General features: G+C 71.0%; 18 protein-coding genes. 6 read left to right on the forward strand and 12 right to left on the reverse strand.

Annotation, left to right across the window (positions count from 1 at the left end; genetic code table 11):
* Positions 1–90: 90 nt before the first annotated feature.
* Positions 91–624: a hypothetical protein gene (locus FHN55_RS09075; protein ID WP_139712001.1), complete on the forward strand. Its 534-nt coding sequence runs from the start codon at positions 91–93 to the stop codon at positions 622–624.
* 129 nt (positions 625–753) lie between these two features.
* Here FHN55_RS09075 and FHN55_RS09080 read toward each other — a convergent pair whose 3' ends face one another.
* From FHN55_RS09080 to FHN55_RS09115, 8 genes are all read right to left on the reverse strand, one after another.
* Positions 754–2,181 carry an IS701 family transposase gene (locus FHN55_RS09080; RefSeq protein WP_257570823.1) on the reverse strand — a complete coding sequence of 476 codons (1,428 nt, stop codon included), beginning with the start codon at positions 2,179–2,181 and terminating at the stop codon, positions 754–756.
* 124 nt (positions 2,182–2,305) lie between these two features.
* Entirely contained in the window at positions 2,306–3,058 is a 753-nt protein-coding gene (locus FHN55_RS09085) for an alpha/beta fold hydrolase (RefSeq protein ID WP_139712002.1), read from the reverse strand.
* Positions 3,058–3,993: an adenylyltransferase/cytidyltransferase family protein gene (locus FHN55_RS09090; protein WP_139712003.1), complete on the reverse strand. Its 936-nt coding sequence runs from the start codon at positions 3,991–3,993 to the stop codon at positions 3,058–3,060. The genes FHN55_RS09085 and FHN55_RS09090 overlap by 1 nt, the downstream gene beginning before the upstream one ends.
* Positions 3,990–4,277 carry a muconolactone Delta-isomerase gene (locus tag FHN55_RS09095; protein ID WP_257570824.1) on the reverse strand — a complete coding sequence of 96 codons (288 nt, stop codon included), beginning with the start codon at positions 4,275–4,277 and terminating at the stop codon, positions 3,990–3,992. The genes FHN55_RS09090 and FHN55_RS09095 overlap by 4 nt, the downstream gene beginning before the upstream one ends.
* Positions 4,278–4,330: 53 nt before the next feature.
* Complete coding sequence (locus tag FHN55_RS09100) at positions 4,331–5,452, reverse strand: muconate/chloromuconate family cycloisomerase (protein WP_139712004.1); 1,122 nt, start codon at positions 5,450–5,452, stop codon at positions 4,331–4,333.
* A 66-nt stretch (positions 5,453–5,518) separates the two neighbouring features.
* Positions 5,519–6,400: a catechol 1,2-dioxygenase gene (catA, locus tag FHN55_RS09105; RefSeq protein ID WP_139712005.1), complete on the reverse strand. Its 882-nt coding sequence runs from the start codon at positions 6,398–6,400 to the stop codon at positions 5,519–5,521.
* Positions 6,401–6,449: 49 nt separating this feature from the next.
* A complete protein-coding gene (locus FHN55_RS09110) occupies positions 6,450–8,045 on the reverse strand; it encodes a 4-hydroxyphenylacetate 3-hydroxylase N-terminal domain-containing protein (protein WP_139712006.1) in 1,596 nt (531 codons plus the stop codon).
* 111 nt (positions 8,046–8,156) lie between these two features.
* Positions 8,157–8,729 carry a flavin reductase family protein gene (locus FHN55_RS09115; protein ID WP_139712007.1) on the reverse strand — a complete coding sequence of 191 codons (573 nt, stop codon included), beginning with the start codon at positions 8,727–8,729 and terminating at the stop codon, positions 8,157–8,159.
* Positions 8,730–8,861: 132 nt separating this feature from the next.
* On the opposite strand from FHN55_RS09115, the gene FHN55_RS09120 reads away from it, so the two are divergent.
* Entirely contained in the window at positions 8,862–9,686 is an 825-nt protein-coding gene (locus FHN55_RS09120) for an IclR family transcriptional regulator C-terminal domain-containing protein (RefSeq protein ID WP_139712170.1), read from the forward strand.
* A 119-nt stretch (positions 9,687–9,805) separates the two neighbouring features.
* On the opposite strand, the gene FHN55_RS22610 is transcribed toward FHN55_RS09120, so the two are convergent.
* Complete coding sequence (locus FHN55_RS22610; RefSeq protein ID WP_180357727.1) at positions 9,806–11,338, reverse strand: hypothetical protein; 1,533 nt, start codon at positions 11,336–11,338, stop codon at positions 9,806–9,808.
* Positions 11,335–11,676, reverse strand: a complete 342-nt coding sequence (locus FHN55_RS09130) for a PadR family transcriptional regulator (RefSeq protein WP_139712008.1) — start codon at positions 11,674–11,676, stop codon at positions 11,335–11,337. Before FHN55_RS09130 ends, FHN55_RS22610 begins: the two co-directional genes overlap by 4 nt.
* A gap of 79 nt (positions 11,677–11,755) precedes the next feature.
* On the opposite strand from FHN55_RS09130, the gene FHN55_RS09135 reads away from it, so the two are divergent.
* The gene (locus FHN55_RS09135; protein WP_218974498.1) at positions 11,756–12,220 is read left to right on the forward strand and encodes a hypothetical protein; all 465 of its coding nucleotides are present in this window, start codon (positions 11,756–11,758) and stop codon (positions 12,218–12,220) included.
* Positions 12,221–12,276: 56 nt separating this feature from the next.
* On the opposite strand, the gene FHN55_RS09140 is transcribed toward FHN55_RS09135, so the two are convergent.
* Positions 12,277–12,615: a hypothetical protein gene (locus FHN55_RS09140; RefSeq protein ID WP_139712009.1), complete on the reverse strand. Its 339-nt coding sequence runs from the start codon at positions 12,613–12,615 to the stop codon at positions 12,277–12,279.
* Positions 12,616–12,635: 20 nt separating this feature from the next.
* Complete coding sequence (locus FHN55_RS09145) at positions 12,636–13,187, reverse strand: sigma-70 family RNA polymerase sigma factor (RefSeq protein ID WP_139712010.1); 552 nt, start codon at positions 13,185–13,187, stop codon at positions 12,636–12,638.
* A gap of 733 nt (positions 13,188–13,920) precedes the next feature.
* Here FHN55_RS09145 and FHN55_RS09150 point away from each other — a divergent pair.
* The 3 genes from FHN55_RS09150 (at position 13,921) to FHN55_RS09160 (ending at position 16,231) form a co-directional block, all read left to right on the forward strand.
* The gene (locus FHN55_RS09150) at positions 13,921–14,124 is read left to right on the forward strand and encodes a hypothetical protein (protein ID WP_139712011.1); all 204 of its coding nucleotides are present in this window, start codon (positions 13,921–13,923) and stop codon (positions 14,122–14,124) included.
* A gap of 167 nt (positions 14,125–14,291) precedes the next feature.
* Complete coding sequence (locus FHN55_RS09155) at positions 14,292–15,026, forward strand: hypothetical protein (protein WP_139712012.1); 735 nt, start codon at positions 14,292–14,294, stop codon at positions 15,024–15,026.
* Positions 15,027–15,586: 560 nt separating this feature from the next.
* Positions 15,587–16,231, forward strand: coding sequence for a GrpB family protein (locus tag FHN55_RS09160; RefSeq protein WP_139712013.1), 645 nt, complete (start codon positions 15,587–15,589; stop codon positions 16,229–16,231).
* Positions 16,232–16,295: the final 64 nt, after the last annotated feature.

Raw genomic sequence — 16,295 nt, forward strand, 5'->3', positions numbered from 1 at the left:
GGACCTCGCTGGTGTGTCCCTGCCACGCCATAGACCGCCAGCGCGTCGTTGTCTATGACGATCTCTCTCGGCCACCCGCAGGAGCTCACGATGCGCAGCCCCGACTCAAGCTCGACGGGTGCCCCCACACCCTCGCGTGCTCACCGGAAGGTGCACCGCCTTCTGGCGGCGCTTCTCCTGGTTGCCGCAGGCGTCGTCATCACGTCCGGCTGCACTGGTGGCGGCGATGCGACAGGCGGAACGGGGCAACGTGGAGAGCAGGTCGCGCCGTGGGGGGTCTCGACGACGCTCTTCATCACGGCCGAGGCCCTGGGGCAGGACTCCTACTTCCTTCTGCGTCCGCCCCCGCCGAAGAACGGAGCCTCCTCAGGGGCACGCGTCTTCGGGGAGCTGGCCGTGCTGCAGGGCGGCTGCCTGGGATTGAGTCCGGACACAGCGGTGGCGTGGCCGAACGGCACCACAGCCCTGCCCGATGGAGACGGCGTAGAGCTGTCTGACGGACAGGTCCTGCGCATCGGTGACACGCTCGACACCGGAGGCGGCTTTGCAAACGTCGCCTTCACAGGCGTGGCCGCTGGGTGTCCGGGCAGCGATGTCGCCTTCATCAACGATCCCTTGAACTGAGACGCGTCTGCAGTGGTCTCGTGACTGGGCAGCGACAGCGGGACGCGGTTCGCTCGGCGATCGGCAATTGAGACGGCCTGCGTCACCGCGACGAGGGGGCACTCGAGCCCCTAGTACTGCAGCCGTAGATCATTTCGATGGCGGAACCTGCCCTCGGGCCGCGTAGTGGCTGGTCCTGGCCCTGTGCTGGTGACGTCGTCTCCACCACGACCACGCTGCGGTGAAGGCCGCGTCACCTGCTCGGCGGGCAGCGGCGATGACCAGGCGGCGGACCTCGGCGCAGGTCAGCGGGATGAGTCCCTCCCGGGTGGCGGCCTCGCGGTCGCGGGCCCTGGCGGTCAGCGTCGCGATCGCCAGCACCGCGTGAGCGGCCATCACCAGCAACGTCCACCGCCGCCAGGAGGTCCACCGACGCACCTGATGCTCATCCAGCCCCGTCAAGCCCTTGGACGCCTGGAAGGACTCCTCGATCGCCCACCGCCGCCCCGCCACGGCCACCAACGCCGCCAGCGACACCGCCCTGGCGGCGAAGGCCAGGTAGTACGCCATCTGTCCGGTCTTGATGTTGCGCCGCACCAGCAGCCACCACCGATGACCACTGCGCCGGGCGGCAGCTGCAGTGCGCGCCAGCATCACCGCCCACGACCTCGAGTGCGTTGGCTTGCCACCCTTCCCACCGGCGCGCGGGGCGGAGTTCGCCTTCTCGATGATCCGCGGGTGCAGGTCCACCTGGGCCCACTCGTACTCGCGCTGGCCGTGCGCGCCCGGGCCAGCGGAGCGCTGCTGCCAGGACCTGCTCGGCAGGTCAGCTGCGACCCGTGATGCGGGCCGTGAGGTCGTCGCGGTGATCGGCACCTTGCGTGTGGCCGAGATCGCCAACACGTACCCCAACCCCTGCTGGCCTGCAGCGATGCGCTGCTCGGACAGGGCTTCCAGGCGCCTGGCCAGCTTCGGGTCCCCGCCGTAGACCTCATCGCCAGCGACCCAGCCCGCTGGCAGCCCACCGGCCAGGGCGCGCTCAACCATGTCGGCCAACAGCGCCGGCTTGGTGGCGAAGTCGACGTCGTCAGGGACGCCGGCCTGCTCACAACGTCCCCGGTCCTCGGTCCAGGAGGTCGGCAGGTACACCTCCCGGTCCACCAGCGCGTGACCTCGGCGAGTGGCGTAGGCCAGGTACACCGCGACCTGAGCATTCTCAGTCCTACCCGCGGTGCCGGTGTACTGGCGCTGGACCCCGACGGTGTGGGTGCCCTTCTTCATGTCGCCGGTCTCATCGCCGATCAACACCGCGTCGGGATCGGCCAGGTAGTCGGCGACGAAGCCCGCCAGCTCACCGCGGGCGGCGTCCTCATCGAAGTTGGCCCGGCTCAGCAGGTGCTGCACCCCGTGCGGGTCACCTTCCCCGGCGTGCTCGGCGATCGTCCAAGCGTTCTTGGTCGGCAGGTCAGCGGCCAACGCGGCGATCACCTTCGGGATCCGCTCACGGGACTCGGGCCGCGCAGCGCAGGAGGCGATGCGCCCACCGAGGTCGTCCAGGTGCCGCTCGAAGGCGGCCACTCCTACGCTGGCCATGCGGTCGTCGCGTTCTGGTCAGTAGTCCACACACCTACCGATGCTGTCGCGGCGGCCGTTTCTGCTGGTCACCGGGTCCCACGCTCAGTAACGATCTACGGCTGCAGTACTAGGGGCCCAGGTGCTTGCGCAGGAGCCCCGAGACGACCTCGGGAAGCTCAGCGTTGAGCAGGTGCGAGACACCGCTGACCACTTCGAACCGCGCATGGTCGATGCCTGTGGCGATCTCCCGGACCAGTGGCACAGGGGTCACGGGGTCCTCTCCGCCGGCGATGACCAGGCTTGCTGCGGTGATGCTCGGCAGTTCGTCTCGGACGTCGTGGAGCCCTACGGCCTCGGCGCAGGCTGCGTAGCCCTCCGGGGTGGTCGCCCGCAGCATGGCCAGGAGCCGCTCCGCCTGGCCGGGGTGGCGCGCGGCGAACTCGGGGGTGAACCAGGCGCCGGTGCGCGAGTCGACGAGGAACTCGGTCCCCTGTGAGCGCACCCTGGCGGCTCGGAGCGGCCAGGACGCCGGGTCGGGGAAGCGGGCCGCCGAGGCCAGCACGACGAGGCGGTCCACGCGGTCGGGGGCGTCCAGCGCCAACTGCAGCCCGATGGCACCTCCGATGGAGACACCTGCGTAGCTGAAGCGGTGGACGCCCAGCTCGTCGACGGCGGCGAGGACGTCGGCCGCGATGCTGGCGATCGTGACCGGGCCGCGCGGGACGGGACTGCGCCCGTGGCCCGGGAGGTCGAAGCGCAGCACCCGGTGCTCGTCAGCGAGAGCTGCGGCCTGTGGGTCCCACAGGCCAAGGTCGGTGCCCAGGGACGGGCCGAGCACCACCAGAGGGCCGTCGGTGGGCCCGTCCACCACGACGTGCATCAGGTGTCCCGCCGGCCACCGGGGCCGGTCGCCCCGTCGAGGCGGTCCAGCAGGTCCACGGCGAGCGGTCCGCGCTGGGCGAGCACCCACGCGCTGCCCGTCAGCACCCGCAGCGCGGGGCCGGCACCCGAGGGAAGGACGTCGACGTCGAGGACCGGGCCCACGTCGCAGCCCAGGGGCAGGACCCGGGCGCGGTAGCGCCCCGGCGCCAGCCGGGCCGCGCCGGCGTCGAGGGGGTCGAGGTCGACGCCGGTTCCGCGGCGCGGTCCATCCTCGTCGACCGCGAGCCGGTCACCTCGGCGGACGGCCACCTCCACCCGGTGAGGCCTGCCCAGCAGTTCCTGCAGGGCCTGCACGCGCCCCTGAGCGGCCAGTCCTCGGGCGAGGGTGGAGGAGCACCGCTCGTCCTCGCGGCGGACCGGAGCGACCGCGACGACGGTGGCCTCGGGACCGAGGGTCCGCTGCAGGGTGGCGGTGTCTCCCCGGCCACTGGCTCCGAAGCGGTAGCCGGCCCCGACCACCACGCCGCGGCAGTCGAGGGCTGCGCGCAGAACGCGCTCCGCGAAGGCCTCGGAGGGCTCGGCCGCCAGCTCGTGGGTGAAGGGCAGGACGAGGACGTCGTCAGCGCCCGCCTGCAGGAGCAGCTCCGTCCGGCGCCGCACCGAGACCAGGGCGTCAGGCTCCAGGCGCCGTCCGAGCACCACCGCGGGGTGCGGGTGGAAGGTGACCACCACGGAGCGCACGCCCCGGCTGCCGGCCAGCCGCGCGGCCTCGGCGACGACCGCAGCGTGTCCCCGGTGCACGCCGTCGAAGACGCCCATCGCCACCACGCTCGGCCCCGGACGCGCCGGCACCTGCTCCAGGCCCCACCACACCCGCGAGGGCGCGCGCATCGGCAGTGGGTCGGGTGCAGCGGAGAGGGTGGCGGCGCTCACGGGTTCTCGGACAGGGCTGAGGGGTGCGCGGTCAGAGCCGTCACCTCGATGGTCATGTAGGGAAACAGCGGCAAGGACCACAGCAGGTCGTGCAGGGCCGTGCCGTCCGGCACCTCGAAGACCGAGACGTTGGAGTAGTGGCCGACGACACGCCACAGGTGGACCCACGTCCCCGCGCGCTGCAGCTCCAGAGCGCGGGTCTTCTCCCGCGCCAGCAGGTCCGCTCGCACATCCGGGTCGAGGGTCGGGGGAACGGCGACGTCCATGCGCACGTGGAACAGCACAGCGGCCTCCGATGGGTCAGGTGGTCAGCGACGGGACAGTGGCACGTCGTGGGTCAGCGGCGGGTCAGCCGCTCGACGACGGCGGGGTCGAGGTCCACGCCGAGCCCCGGGCCGTCGGGCAGGTGCAGGTGGCCGTCGGCGTAGCGCAGCGGCTGGACGGCCAGCTGCTCGGTCATAAGCAGCGGACCGAAGAGCTCGCTGCCCCACGTCATGCCCGGGGCTGCGCACGCCAGGTGGAGGGTGGCCGCAGTGCCGACGGGTCCCTCGATCGAGGTGCCGGCGTGGCAGGGCACCCCGGCAGCGGCTCCGATGGCGGTGATCTCAGCGCAGCGGCGCAGACCCCCGGACTTGGTGGTCTTGACGCTGAAGACGCCGGCCGCGCCGGAGCTCGCCAGGCGGAAGGCGTCCGAGGGGGTGCGCAGGGACTCGTCCGCCATCACCGGGATCCGTAGGTCCGCGCTGATCTGCCGGAGCCAGTCGACCTCGGCGGCCGGCACGGGCTGCTCGACGAGGTCGACACCAGCATCAGCCAGCGCAGGGAGCCAGCGCAGGGAGGTCGCCAGGTCCCAGCGGGCGTTGAGGTCCACGCGCACGCTGGCGCTGTCGCGCAGCTTCTCGGCCACCTCGACCACCCGTGCGACGTCCGCCGCTGGCTCCTGTGCGCCCATCTTGAGCTTGAAGCTCGTGTGCCCTCCGCCGTCCAGCTTGGCGAGGGCCTCGTCGACCACCTCGCCGGCGGGTTCAGTGCCCAGGGCCCAGGTCACCGGGACGCTGGTGCGGGCGAGGCCCCCCAGCAGGGTGTGCACCGGCACGCCGAGGGCGCGGGCCCAGGCGTCGTGCAGGGCTACCTCGACGGCCGCCTTGGCGAACAGGTTGCCGGCCACGACGTCACCGAGGTCCCGCTGGAGGCAGTCGATGTCGTCGACCCTGCGGCCCAGGAGGACGGGCGCCAGGTAGCGCTCGACGACCAGCTGCATGGTCTCGACGGATTCCCCGCCCCACCAGGGGCCACCGGGGACCACGCCCTCGCCGGTGCCGGTGGCGCCCCCGGAGGTGGTGATGGTCAGCAGCATGACTGGCTGCGCCGTCATGCCGGTGCGGGCGAAGCGGTGCGGCCGCACCAGGGGGACGTCCAGCAGCCGGGTCTGGACCCTGTCGATGGTCAGGTCGTGCACGGGGGCTCCTCGGGGAGGGCCCCGGGACGGCTCACCGAGTGGTGGGCCGCTCCGGGGTGCAGGGGGTCAGTCGCGCTCGAGGGCGAAGTCGTACTCCGCCACGCGCTCGCCGGAGGTGTTCTCGACGGGGTGCAGCACCAGTTCGGGCTTGGTCGCCTCGGCGACGTCGTCCTCGAGGTGCTCTCCGCCGGCGAAGTACAGCTGCGTGGTGATGGTGCGGTGGCCCGGCGCGCTGACCAGCAGGTGCAGATGGGCCGGGCGCCACGGGCTCCAGCCGGCCGCGCGGGTGAGCGCGCCCGTCGGCCCGTCGGTGGGGATCTGGTAGGGCGCGGGCTCGATGGTGCGGATCTCGAACCGGCCGTCGGAGTCCGCGGTGACCACGCCGCGCAGGTTGCCCTCAGGCAGGCTAGGGGCGAACCCGGAGTACAGCCCGTCGGAGTCGGCGTGCCAGATGTCCAGCGTGGCGCCGGTCAGCGGGGAGCCGTCGAGGTCGGTGACGCGGCCGGTGAACACCAGGGGGGTGCCTGCCTCGTCGGCGCGGGCGGGCAGGGTGGCCGGGCTCGTCAGCTGCACCTGACCCGGCAGGTAGTACGGGCCGAGGATGGTGCCCTTGCTGCCGTGCTGGGAGCGGGAGGCCACCTCCTCCACCGCGTGCTCGACGAAGACGTCGAGGAACAGCGGCCACTCGCCGACCTCGCCGACGTCCATGAGCCACTTCTTGGCGGCCTGGAACTCGGGGTAGGTCACCTCGTGCTCGTCGATGACGCGGTGCACGGCCTTGAGGAGGGCCCGGGCGACGGCGTCGACCCGCTCGGTGGAGCTTCCCGCGGCCGCGCCGCTGTAGACCTCGTTGGTGCGGAAGGAAGCGCTGGCCGACGCTCCCGAGGCGGCGGCGGAGGTGGTGGCGAGGGTGTCGATCTCCTCGTCGGTCCTGTCCAAGGTGCTCATGTCTGCTCCTGCGGTAGTGAGAGGTGGGTGGGGGCGAGGCTTCGCGCGGTCAGCGCCCGCGGCCTCGGCCGGTGAAGATCGACACGTCGTCGTTGCCGATCAGGTCGGGCACGGTCCAGCCGTCGAGGTCGTACTCGGACAGGCAGGCCTCCGCCAGCCCGGTCATCGCCGCGGTCGTCCCCTGCGCCTGGGCGGAGAAGAGCAGCTCGGCCTTGACGTTCTCGTGGTTGCCCGAGTAGTTGCGCTCGTACAGCTCGTGTCGACCGCCGAACTCCGTGCCGACGGCGTCCCACAGAGCCTTCATGACCTTGACCCTGTCCACGGCGTCGTAGCCGTTGGAGCCGCGGACGTACTTGTCCAGGTAGGGCCGCACCTCGGGGGTCTTGAAGTCGATGGAGTGGGAGTTGAGGTAGATCAGGCCGCTGGCGACGTCGGACTCGATGATCTCCTTGATCCGCGGGTAGGCCTGGATCATGAGCATGCGGTAGGTGAGGCCGTAGTCGAGCTTGGGCAGCAGCGCCCCGTTGGTCCACTCGTCGGGGTTCCGCGCCATGGCGTCGGCGAGGGCGTAGAAGGCGTTGCGCCAGCCGATGACCTCACCGACGCGGGTCTGCACGCCGCGGAAGTCCTTGCTGCCCGTGATCTCGAGGGCCTTGAGGAGCAGGCCCGCGATGAAGTCGATCTTCGTGGCGAGGCGGATGCATCCGTGGAAGGTGAAGCGGGGGATGAAGCCGGACACGGGGAAGAACCCGTTGATCTTCTCGATGTCGCCGTACAGGAAGACGTTCTCCCAGGGCACCAGCACCTTGTCGAAGACGAAGATCGTGTCGTTCTCGTCCATGCGGCTCGACAGCGGGTAGTCGAAGGGACTGCCCATCACCGCGGCCTGCTGCGTGTAGGAGGGGCGGCAGATGAGCTTGATGCCCGGTGCGTCCATCGGCACCGTGCAGATGAGGGCGAACTCCTTCTTCTTGATGGGCAGGCCGTAGTGGGCGATGAAGTTGTAGTTGGTGATCGCCGAGCCGGTGGCCACCACCTTGGCGCCGGAGACAACCAGGCCCGCGTCGGTCTCCTTCTCCACCTTCATGAAGACGTCGCCGACTTCGTCGGGGCTCATGTCGCGGTCGACCGGGGGGTTGATGATGGCGTGGTTCCAGTACAGGAGCTTCTCCTGGGACTCCTTGTACCAGCGCTTGGCGTTGTCCTCGAAGGGCGCATAGAAGCCGCTGTTGGCGCCGAGGGTGCCTAGGAAGCTGGCCTTGTAGTCGGGGCTGCGGCCCATCCAGCCGTAGGACATCCGCGCCCATCCCTCGATGGCGCGGCGGTCCGCGAGCAGGTCGTCCACGCTATGAGGGCTGCGGAAGAAGGGGTGGGTGTACCCGCCGTTGCCGGTGTCGGTGGGCACGGTGAGCTGGTCGTGCGTCTCCGGGGCGTGGACGGCGTCGTAGAGGCGCGCGGTCATCCGCACGGGGTTGCGGAAGGCGGGGTGGGTGGTGACGTCCTTGACGCGCTCTCCGTAGATCCACACCTCGCGGTCGTCCTGGAGACTCTCGATGTACTCCTGGCCGGTCATGGGGCGCTGCGTCGGGGCGGCGTCGGCGTCGCCCTCCGCGGTGGTGGGCGTGGGGTTCTCCTGCAGGGTCATGGTGGTCCCTTCGTCGTCGGAGGTGTCTGACCTGTTCTGCCGGCTGGTCGGCCGGTGACCTGAGGGGGGGCTGGGCGGCCGGGTGGATGGGCGCGGTCAGCCGGGGTGTGACTAGGAGGCGGCGCGCTGTTGGTGCGGGCGCAGCCGGGTGAAGGTGGTGCTGGCGTCGAACCAGCCCAGCTCGGGTGAGTCCATGGAGCCCTGCCAGTGCCCGTCGCTGAGCTGGGCGCTCAGCTCTCGGAAGCGCCCGCCGTGGTAGACCAGCGGCGCCGCGCCGGAGACGACGGCGTCGACCACCTCGCCGATGACGATGACGTGGTCACCGCCGTCGTAGGTGCGCCACGGCAGGCAGGAGATGGTGGCGGCGCAACCGGTGAGGACGGGCGCCACCGACCCCTGGGCCCACTCGGGCTCGGGGTCGCGGGGGCGCCCTGCGAAGTGCAGGGCCGTCCGCAGCTGGTCGGCCGCCAGGACGTTCACCGCGAACGGCCGACCGTCCAGGTGGGCGCAGACCTTGGCGGTGCGGGTCAGTGTCACCTGGCACAGGGCCGGCTCGGTCGAGACGGCCGTGAACGCACTGATGGTGGCGCCGTGGGGAGCACCGTCCTCGCGGGCGCAGGTGACCACCGTGACGCCGCTAGCGAAGCTGTTGAAGGCGTCGCGGAGGAGGTCTGGAGCTAGCATCGTTGCATCTCCCTGCACGCTATGCGTACAACATGCACGCTGTGCGTGCAGCCGAGTTTGCACACGTCGGATCAGCGCCGTCAACCCCCTCTGAAGACCGGCAGGGCCTGGGGCTGGGAGGCTGGGTGCGTGATGCGGACCGAGACTGGCGGCGAGGGCAGCGATCGAGACCACGTTCAGTCCCTCGAGCGGGGTCTCGCCCTGCTCCTCGCCTTCGACGCCGAGCACCCGGACCCGACGCTCGCCGAGCTCGCGCAGCTCACTGGCTACTCCCGTCCCGCCGTGCGCCGCTTCCTCATCACCCTCGAGCGCCTCGGCTACGTCACGGCGCACGGCGGTCGCTGGTCGCTGACACCGCGCGTGCTGCTCATCGGCCAGCACTACACCGAGTCGCACGCCCTCATCGCCGTGGCCCAGCCGCACCTGCTGGCGATCGCCGAGCAGACCGGCGAGTCCGCCTCGCTCGCCGTGCTCGACGGGGGCGAGGTCGCCTATGTCGCCCGTGTTCCCGTCCGCCGGATCATGAGCATCAACGTGCAGGTGGGAACTCGGGTCCCTGCCCACGCCACCTCGATGGGGCGCGTCCTGCTGGCCTGGGCCCCCGCCGACGTCGTCGACGACGTGCTGACCCGCCACCCCCCGCGGGCGCTCACCTCCCAGACCACCACCGACCCGGTGGCTCTGCGCGACGCCCTGCACGAGGTGCGCGCCCAGGGGTATGCCGTGGTCTCCGGTGAGCTGGAGCCCGGCCTGCTCTCCGGAGCCGTTCCGGTGCGCGACCGCTCCGGCACAGTGGTCGCGGCGCTGGCGTCTTCTACCAGCAGCGGACGGGCCAGCGAGCAAGTGATGCGCCTCGAGACGGTCCCGCTGCTCCTCCAGGCCGCCGATCGCATCAGCACCGAGCTCGGCTTTCGCAGCCCTGTCCATCGGTCGACGGCGTACGAGGGATTCTACTGATCAGCCTCAGCAGCAAGACTATCGCCCCTGACGCTGTCGGGTAACGGCCGCATCTGTCCGGTCAGCGATGGTCATCCGGTCATGCTGACGAGTGAGGATCGCGAAGAGCGGTACGTGTTCTATCCGATCTCCGGACCGCCAGCCGCTCCGGAGCGGCTGTCGAGGCGAGAGCCGAGGCGGCGACCCACCGCCGCCGTCATCGCCACCAGGACCCCGACCACGCTGGCGACCAGCACCACTGCGGGCCACCGCGCCAGCGGTCCGCGGTCCCACACCAGAGGGGACTGCGGCCGGGGGCCGAGGGAGCCGCTGAGCGCTGCCGGGGGGACCTGCACGTCACCGACGTGGTAGTTGCCCGAGCCCTTCGGGATCGCCGTCAGCTCCGTGCGCGAGCCCTCGTCGATGTCGACGGCGACCAGCGCCTGCTGTTCCGCACCGGTCTGGCTCTCGGTGGTCGTGCTCAGGACCAGCACCCGGGGAGCTGCCCATCCCACCGGCTGGTTGCCCACGCCGACCGGGATGCAGGTGGGGGCTGCGCCGTCGGTGGAGCCCGACGCGTCGACGGGGACGACCACGACGTCGTAGGTGGACGGGCCGACCTGGCCCTCCGGCGAGCAGGCGCCGCTGGTGGCCAGCAGCGCGCCGTCCGGTGACCACGGCGGTGTGCCCGCCAGGTTCGCGCGCACCCCGAGGGGGCGTGAGGCGCCCGTCGCGGCGTCGACGACGGCGAGCTCCTGATCGGCGCCCTGCACGACCAGGCGGTGACCGTCTGGGGCCCAGGCCACCTGACCCGCCTCTGCCGAGACCCCAGGAGGCAGGGGCAGCAGGTCACCGTCCAGCCCGACCAGCACCAGCCGAGCAGGAGGGACGTGGACCGGCTGGTCCTCGGGCGCGAGCCACGGCAGGGCGCCCAGCGACGCGATCACCGAGGTGCCGTCGGGGGACCACGCCACCGGCGCGACGGAGGGGTAGCCGAGGGAGGCGGTGGTGCTGACCTTCCCGGTGCTCAGGTCCTGGATGGCGATGTCCGCTCGGCCGCCGAGGTCGTAGCGGCCGCTGGCCACGTGGGAGCCGTCGGGGGAGAGCAGGAAGGAGCCCGGGGAGCTCTGCATCGCCTCGTCGCGGTTCTCGGCCAGGTCCAGGCGGCGCACCGAGCCGCCGGCGCCGACCACGACCGCCTGGGGGAAGTCCGCGAACTCCACGCCGTTGCCGTGGCGGTAGGCGGCGACCGCTGGTCCCGGGGGCGAAGTCGAGACCGACTGGGTCACGTAGGAGTAGGCCGGCAGCTGCGGGGGCAGGGACGCAGGTTGCACCTGCAGGGGAGCGCCCGCTGCGGCCAGCAGGTAGGCCGTACCGCCGATGAGGGTCACCAGGGCTGCTGTCCGGCCGGGAGCGTCGCGCGCTGCGCGCTGGCCGGCGCGCCCGTGCTCGCGTCCGGCAGCCAGCAGCAGGTCGCGGCGTTCGGCTGCCGTTGCTGCGGCCTGGCCAGGGGCCGCTGACTGCAGCAGGACGGCGAGCACCTCCTCTTCGCGGTGACGTCGCCAGCGGGAGGGGTAGAGCCGCAGCAGGCGGCGGTAGGAACGCTCCAGCCCACCCACCGGGGCGCCGTCACCACTGCTCGGCGGAGAGGGCCGCCGGAAGAAGGCGCTCATGGCTGCCACCCCAGGCGCGGGGAGCGAGCGAGCCGGCTCATCGCAGCTGCGCTCTGCTCGTGGCGGCGCTGGGCCTCTGCGGCCAGCAGCGCGGCGCCGTCGGGGGTGAGGCGGTAGGTCCGTCGTAGTCGGGAGTCGACGACCTCCTCGGCGGCGATCTCGACGAGCTGTCGCTCAGCAAGGCGCTCGAGGGCGCCGTACAGCGTGCCGACGCCCAGGCGGACGGAGCCGCCGGAGGTGGCTTCGACGTCCTTGAGGATGGCGTAGCCGTGCAGGGGGCCCTGGGCGAGCGCAGTCAGGACCAGGAAGGACGGTTCCTGAAGACCGGCTCGGCTCATGTCGCGATCATACTCTGGTCAATGGAGTATGCGCGAGGGGTCGCGCCGTCGCGGCCGAGGGACCGATGGAGGGGATGCCGTGATCGACGCTGTGGGGGATCTGGCTGGTTGGAGCTCGTTCGTCCCGTTCGGTGATGCGCCATCGCTCGCGCCGCTGCTGCCGGGGGTCTACCTGGTCCGGCAGGCTCACGACCCTCTGAAGCTCATCTATGTGGGGATGGCCGGTGAGCGCGCCGGCAGTGGGCGCCCTCAAGGGCTGCGCGGCCGCCTGCGGGTCTACGTGTCCGGCAAGGCGGCAGTCAGCGGGTTGGGCGAGGCGGTGATGGACAGGGCGCTTGCCTCGCCAGAGTTCCTCAGGGCTCGGGTTGCTGAGGCTGAGGCCGGTCGCGCGGTGACCGTGCGGGCCATGAATCGTCTCGCTTTCGATTGGGCCGCGCTGGAGGTGGCGTGGGCGACGACGGCGACCAAGCAGGATGCGCTTGACCTAGAGAGGGCTGTTCTCAACTTCCTCGCCGCAGAGCCGCTGTGGAACAAGGCGCGGTGAGGCTTCCCGACCGGACCGATGCGCGGGCCGCAACCCCGCCTCACCGCCCGAGCAGGTCACCCCACGCGGGCCAGCGCCAGCTCGCCCGGTGTCCCAGCTTGAGTACCAGGCTGAACCCCCTTGCCGCGATAGATGACCATGTTGCCGTCCGACTGCGACCGCAGCGTGGAGCCGCCGCTTGCCCAGGTGAGGGAGTGCCACAGCACCCGGCCGTCGGCGGCGTACGTCAAAACCTTGCCCTCGGGCTGCAGGGTGAAGCGGGCATCGGGGTTGCCGAAGGTGCCGGCGTGCCACAGCGGCCGGTCGTTCGGGCAGTAGGCGACGAGGTTGCCGTCAGCCTGGAAGGCCGGCCCGTAGCGACCGTTCGGGGCCATGCGCCACTGCCCATTACTCATCGACGGCACCGCGGACAGCGTCAGCGAAGCTGCATGCCGCTGGCCGGTCCGCGCAAGACCCGCAGTGCCCGCAGCGCGGTGCTGCGCACCGTGCTCGGCCTCACCCCCAGCAGCGCGGCGATCTCCTCATCAGGCAGGTCCTCCGGGTAGCGCAGCACCACCACGGCGCGTTGGCGTGGGGGCAGCCCACGCAGCACCGCCACGACAGCGCCGCGATCGTCGTTCACGTCCACCGCTGCGGCATTTCCTGCCCACAGCGGACGCTGTTCGAGGCGCCCGGTGGCCAGAACGTGCTCGGCGGATCGTGAGTTCTGCTCGCGGTGGCGGCGCCGCCAGGTGCTGGTCGAGGTGTTGACCATCATGAGCCGCGCGTACAGGTAGGGATCCTCCGCCTGCTCCACCCTGCGCCAGTGCGCCAGCACCTTGGTCAACGTCTCCTGCAGCAGGTCCTCCGCGTCCGCCGCGTTGTTCGCGAGCCCTTTGGCCAGCCCACCCAGTGCCGTCTCGTGGCGGACGACGAAGCCTTCGAAGGCCGCCAGGTCGGCTTTGCTCGGGGGTCGCAGCACGCTCATGGCAGGCCCGCCTGCGCGGCTCTGGCGGCGGCGAAGGTGGCCAGGCGCGCCACGCCACGGGCGGCCTGCAGGTGACCGTGAGCGGTGTCCGGTCCTGGCACCTGGGCGGACATGTTGGAGACGTAGCGGCCGTTGACCGCGACGGCGGAGACGTCGTACCCCCCCCGTCGCGGTAGCCGGTGGAGCGAATGGCTGCGGCCTCGCCGTCGAGCTGCTCGAGCACGTCAAGCGTCTGCTTATCCGTCGGCGCAGCACACGTGACCGTGTCCTGGTGCACCGCGGCGGCGTAGGCCTGAGCGTCGTCGGCGTCCTTGAAGATGTACATGTTGTCGATCACCTTGATGAACATCAGCGGGTATCTGGTGTCCTTGATCCCGTCGGCCCCGATGTTGGGCTTCACCAGCCCCCAGTCCGCGAACTGGGCCGAGTACAACGGACCCACGCCGTGCACGGGCTCACTGCCGCACCAGCCGTGCAGCTCGATGCTGTTGACGTCGAGCCACTGGTACTCACCGTTCTGCGTCAGCGACTCCGCCCCGGGCACTACAGCCTGCACCTCTGAGGGGGTCAGGTACGTCAGCACTGTGGCGGGTATCTGGGTGGGGGTCGCGGTGCTCGAAGGGGTCGCCGCAGCGCCAGAGGGTGCTTGGGCGCGTCCCCACAGGGCCAGCGGGGTGAGCATCACGCTCGCCACGACGACGGCGGCCCCCGCTGCGAGGAAGCCTGCGAGCAGATGACGGCGTCGCCGACGCTGCAGACGGGCAGTCGCGGCGCCCACGAGCCGGTGGGCGCGGTGAGGCTGATCGTTGGCATTCAGCAGGGCGTGGCGCACGGCGGTGGCGACGTCCTCATCATCGGCTTCGACGCGGCGAGGTGGCAGCTCCTCGGCCTGCGGCGCACCTGGTTGGGGACCGTCTGGTCGGGTCATGCGCCGTAGACGCGCGAGGCGCCGTAGATGTTGCCTCCAGCGACGAGGTCTTCCATGGGGATACCGGCCGCCGGTGCTCCGGCCGCGAACGGGGAGGGCCGCCGGTCCATCGTTCCTGGGACATCGGTCGAACGCACGTGATGCGGCGCGGGACGAGACCTACCTACCGTGACGCCATGCAGGGCGAGCAGCTGGCGGCGCCGGGATGGGTACCGGGCGCTGCCCGGGAGGCCATGGTCAGGTTGCTGGGGCACGCCGAGGGGTTCGGCCTGGAGAACACCGAGGAGTTCACCTACCGGTCCTTCTTCATGGCCAGCGCTCACGTCCGCCTGGAGCAGCCGATCTTCCACACCGAGTGGCGCACCTTTGACCTGCTGGTGCTCCACGGGGACCAGGCCACGCTGGTCGAGTTCAAGTACTACCTGTACCGCTGGACCCGTGACCTGGACGGGAGAGTGGGAGACACCAAAGGCGGCGCAGGCGTCCAGAACGAGCAGGAGTTCGCGGCATGCCTGGCCAAGCTCGGCAGCCGGGTCGTGCCGGGCATCACCGCGCGGCACCTGGTGCTGGTCTACCAGCGCGAGACACGAGGCCGCGCCCGGCGAAGCTACGAGACCAGCTTCGGCGAGCTAGCGCCCTTCCCGGCGGTGGAGCGAGTGTGGCGGTGCAGCGTGGGCCCCCTAGAGCTGCGGGTCTTCGACATCGGGGTACCGGACCCGGCGGGCGGACCGTCCTCTGCTCCGCTGGGAGTCTCCATGGCTGAGCTGCGCGCCCAGGAGCGAGCGCCGCTGCTGTGGTTCGGTGAGGACGCTGCCGCCATGTGGATGGATGCAGAGCACGACTTCGATGCGTCTCCGCTGCGCCGAGATGAATGTGTTCTCTGCGGCCTGCCTCAGAACCATCACCGCTGACACCAGCCCGCTAGACCAGATTAGTGACCATTAAGGGCAGCACTAGGCCTTTGAGCTGCTCGTTTGCCCTTGGTCACCCGCCGGCCCCTGCAGGGGCCTGACGTCCCGCGCTCAGCAGTAGCTGAGCGACGTTCGGCCGGTCGACCTCTCCGGCGGCCCGCACTGTGGCCCCGTTCGCACACTCGTGCAGAGTGAGGCTGAGGTCATCCTGCATCTCGACTCCCGAGTCCGTCGATGGTCCGTGGCACTGATGGTCGCCGCAACTGTCCGGGTCGTGCGAATTCGGCTGCTCAAGGCTCCGTTGGCTGTGTCATCCGCAGATGGGAGCAGGTCCGCGACGAACGGTGTCATCGACCTGAGCACAGCAACGGGCACATGCCTGAACACATCCTCTCGCGCTCGTCAGCGTCCGATGAGCGATGGTCAGCGTCCGATGAGCGATCAGGAGTGAGACGGCTCCTGGCGCCGGGGCGATGACTGCGCGCCCCTTACGGGGATCACCACCAGCACGTGGTGCAGCAGCCGGCGTGAGAGCGGCGCTACGCGTGCTTGGCTGAAGCGTGCCCACTCGTGAGCAGATCGTCGACTTCTCTGAGCCGATCACCCCGCCGGAGGCGAGCCCGTGGGTGGTCCAGCCCGTCGCCGCGGTCATCGAGGTGGTCCCCTACGACCCGACGTGGCCCCAGCAGGCCGAGCTGGTCCGCGCGCGCGTCCTCGGCGCCTTGGGGCAGCGGGCGGTTCGCCTCGAGCACGTCGGGTCGACGGCGGTGCCAGGTCTAGCAGCCAAGGCGGTCATCGACCTGGACCTGACGGTGGCTGACCCCTCCGACGAGCGGGTTTGGCTCCCGCGCCTGGAGGCGGCCGGGTTCGTGCTGACGGTGCGCGAGCCGTGGTGGCGCCAGCACCGGCTGCTGCGCGCCGGTGCTGGCGCACCGGGTGTCGACGCGGGGTTCCCGGACGGACAGCCGGCGGTGAACCTGCATGTGTTCGGCCCGGACAGTCCCGAGCTGGTCAAGCACGTCGTCTTCCGGGACTGGCTGAGGGCGAGCGCGCGGGACCGCGAGCTGTATGCGTCGATCAAGCGCGCCGCTGCTGACGGCCCGGGCCAGCGTGTCATGGACTACAACGCCCGCAAGGAGGCGGTGGTCCACGAGATCTACCAGCGGGCCCTGCAGGCGGCGGGCTTCTTCGACGACGCCATCTGAAGGCCGGTCAGCCGGCTCGGTGATCAGAAGGCGACCTAGCCACTGTCCGGACGGCAATCCCGCA

Source organism: Streptomyces sp. NP160, assembly GCF_006335115.1.
In the GTDB taxonomy this organism is placed as follows: Bacteria; Actinomycetota; Actinomycetes; order Actinomycetales; family Quadrisphaeraceae; genus Quadrisphaera.

Coding starts and splice junctions, on each gene's coding strand:
- FHN55_RS09140 (WP_139712009.1), bottom strand. CDS start 12,615: ATGAGTAATGGGCAGTGGCGCATGGCCCCGAACGGTCGCTACGGGCCG.
- FHN55_RS09145 (WP_139712010.1), bottom strand. CDS start 13,187: ATGAGCGTGCTGCGACCCCCGAGCAAAGCCGACCTGGCGGCCTTCGAA.
- FHN55_RS09130 (WP_139712008.1), bottom strand. CDS start 11,676: ATGAGCCGAGCCGGTCTTCAGGAACCGTCCTTCCTGGTCCTGACTGCG.
- catA (WP_139712005.1), bottom strand. CDS start 6,400: ATGAGCACCTTGGACAGGACCGACGAGGAGATCGACACCCTCGCCACC.
- FHN55_RS09075 (WP_139712001.1), top strand. CDS start 91: ATGCGCAGCCCCGACTCAAGCTCGACGGGTGCCCCCACACCCTCGCGT.
- FHN55_RS22610 (WP_180357727.1), bottom strand. CDS start 11,338: ATGAGCGCCTTCTTCCGGCGGCCCTCTCCGCCGAGCAGTGGTGACGGC.
- FHN55_RS09120 (WP_139712170.1), top strand. CDS start 8,862: ATGCGGACCGAGACTGGCGGCGAGGGCAGCGATCGAGACCACGTTCAG.
- FHN55_RS09150 (WP_139712011.1), top strand. CDS start 13,921: ATGACGGCGTCGCCGACGCTGCAGACGGGCAGTCGCGGCGCCCACGAG.
- FHN55_RS09115 (WP_139712007.1), bottom strand. CDS start 8,729: ATGCTAGCTCCAGACCTCCTCCGCGACGCCTTCAACAGCTTCGCTAGC.
- FHN55_RS09085 (WP_139712002.1), bottom strand. CDS start 3,058: ATGCACGTCGTGGTGGACGGGCCCACCGACGGCCCTCTGGTGGTGCTC.
- FHN55_RS09110 (WP_139712006.1), bottom strand. CDS start 8,045: ATGACCCTGCAGGAGAACCCCACGCCCACCACCGCGGAGGGCGACGCC.
- FHN55_RS09155 (WP_139712012.1), top strand. CDS start 14,292: ATGCAGGGCGAGCAGCTGGCGGCGCCGGGATGGGTACCGGGCGCTGCC.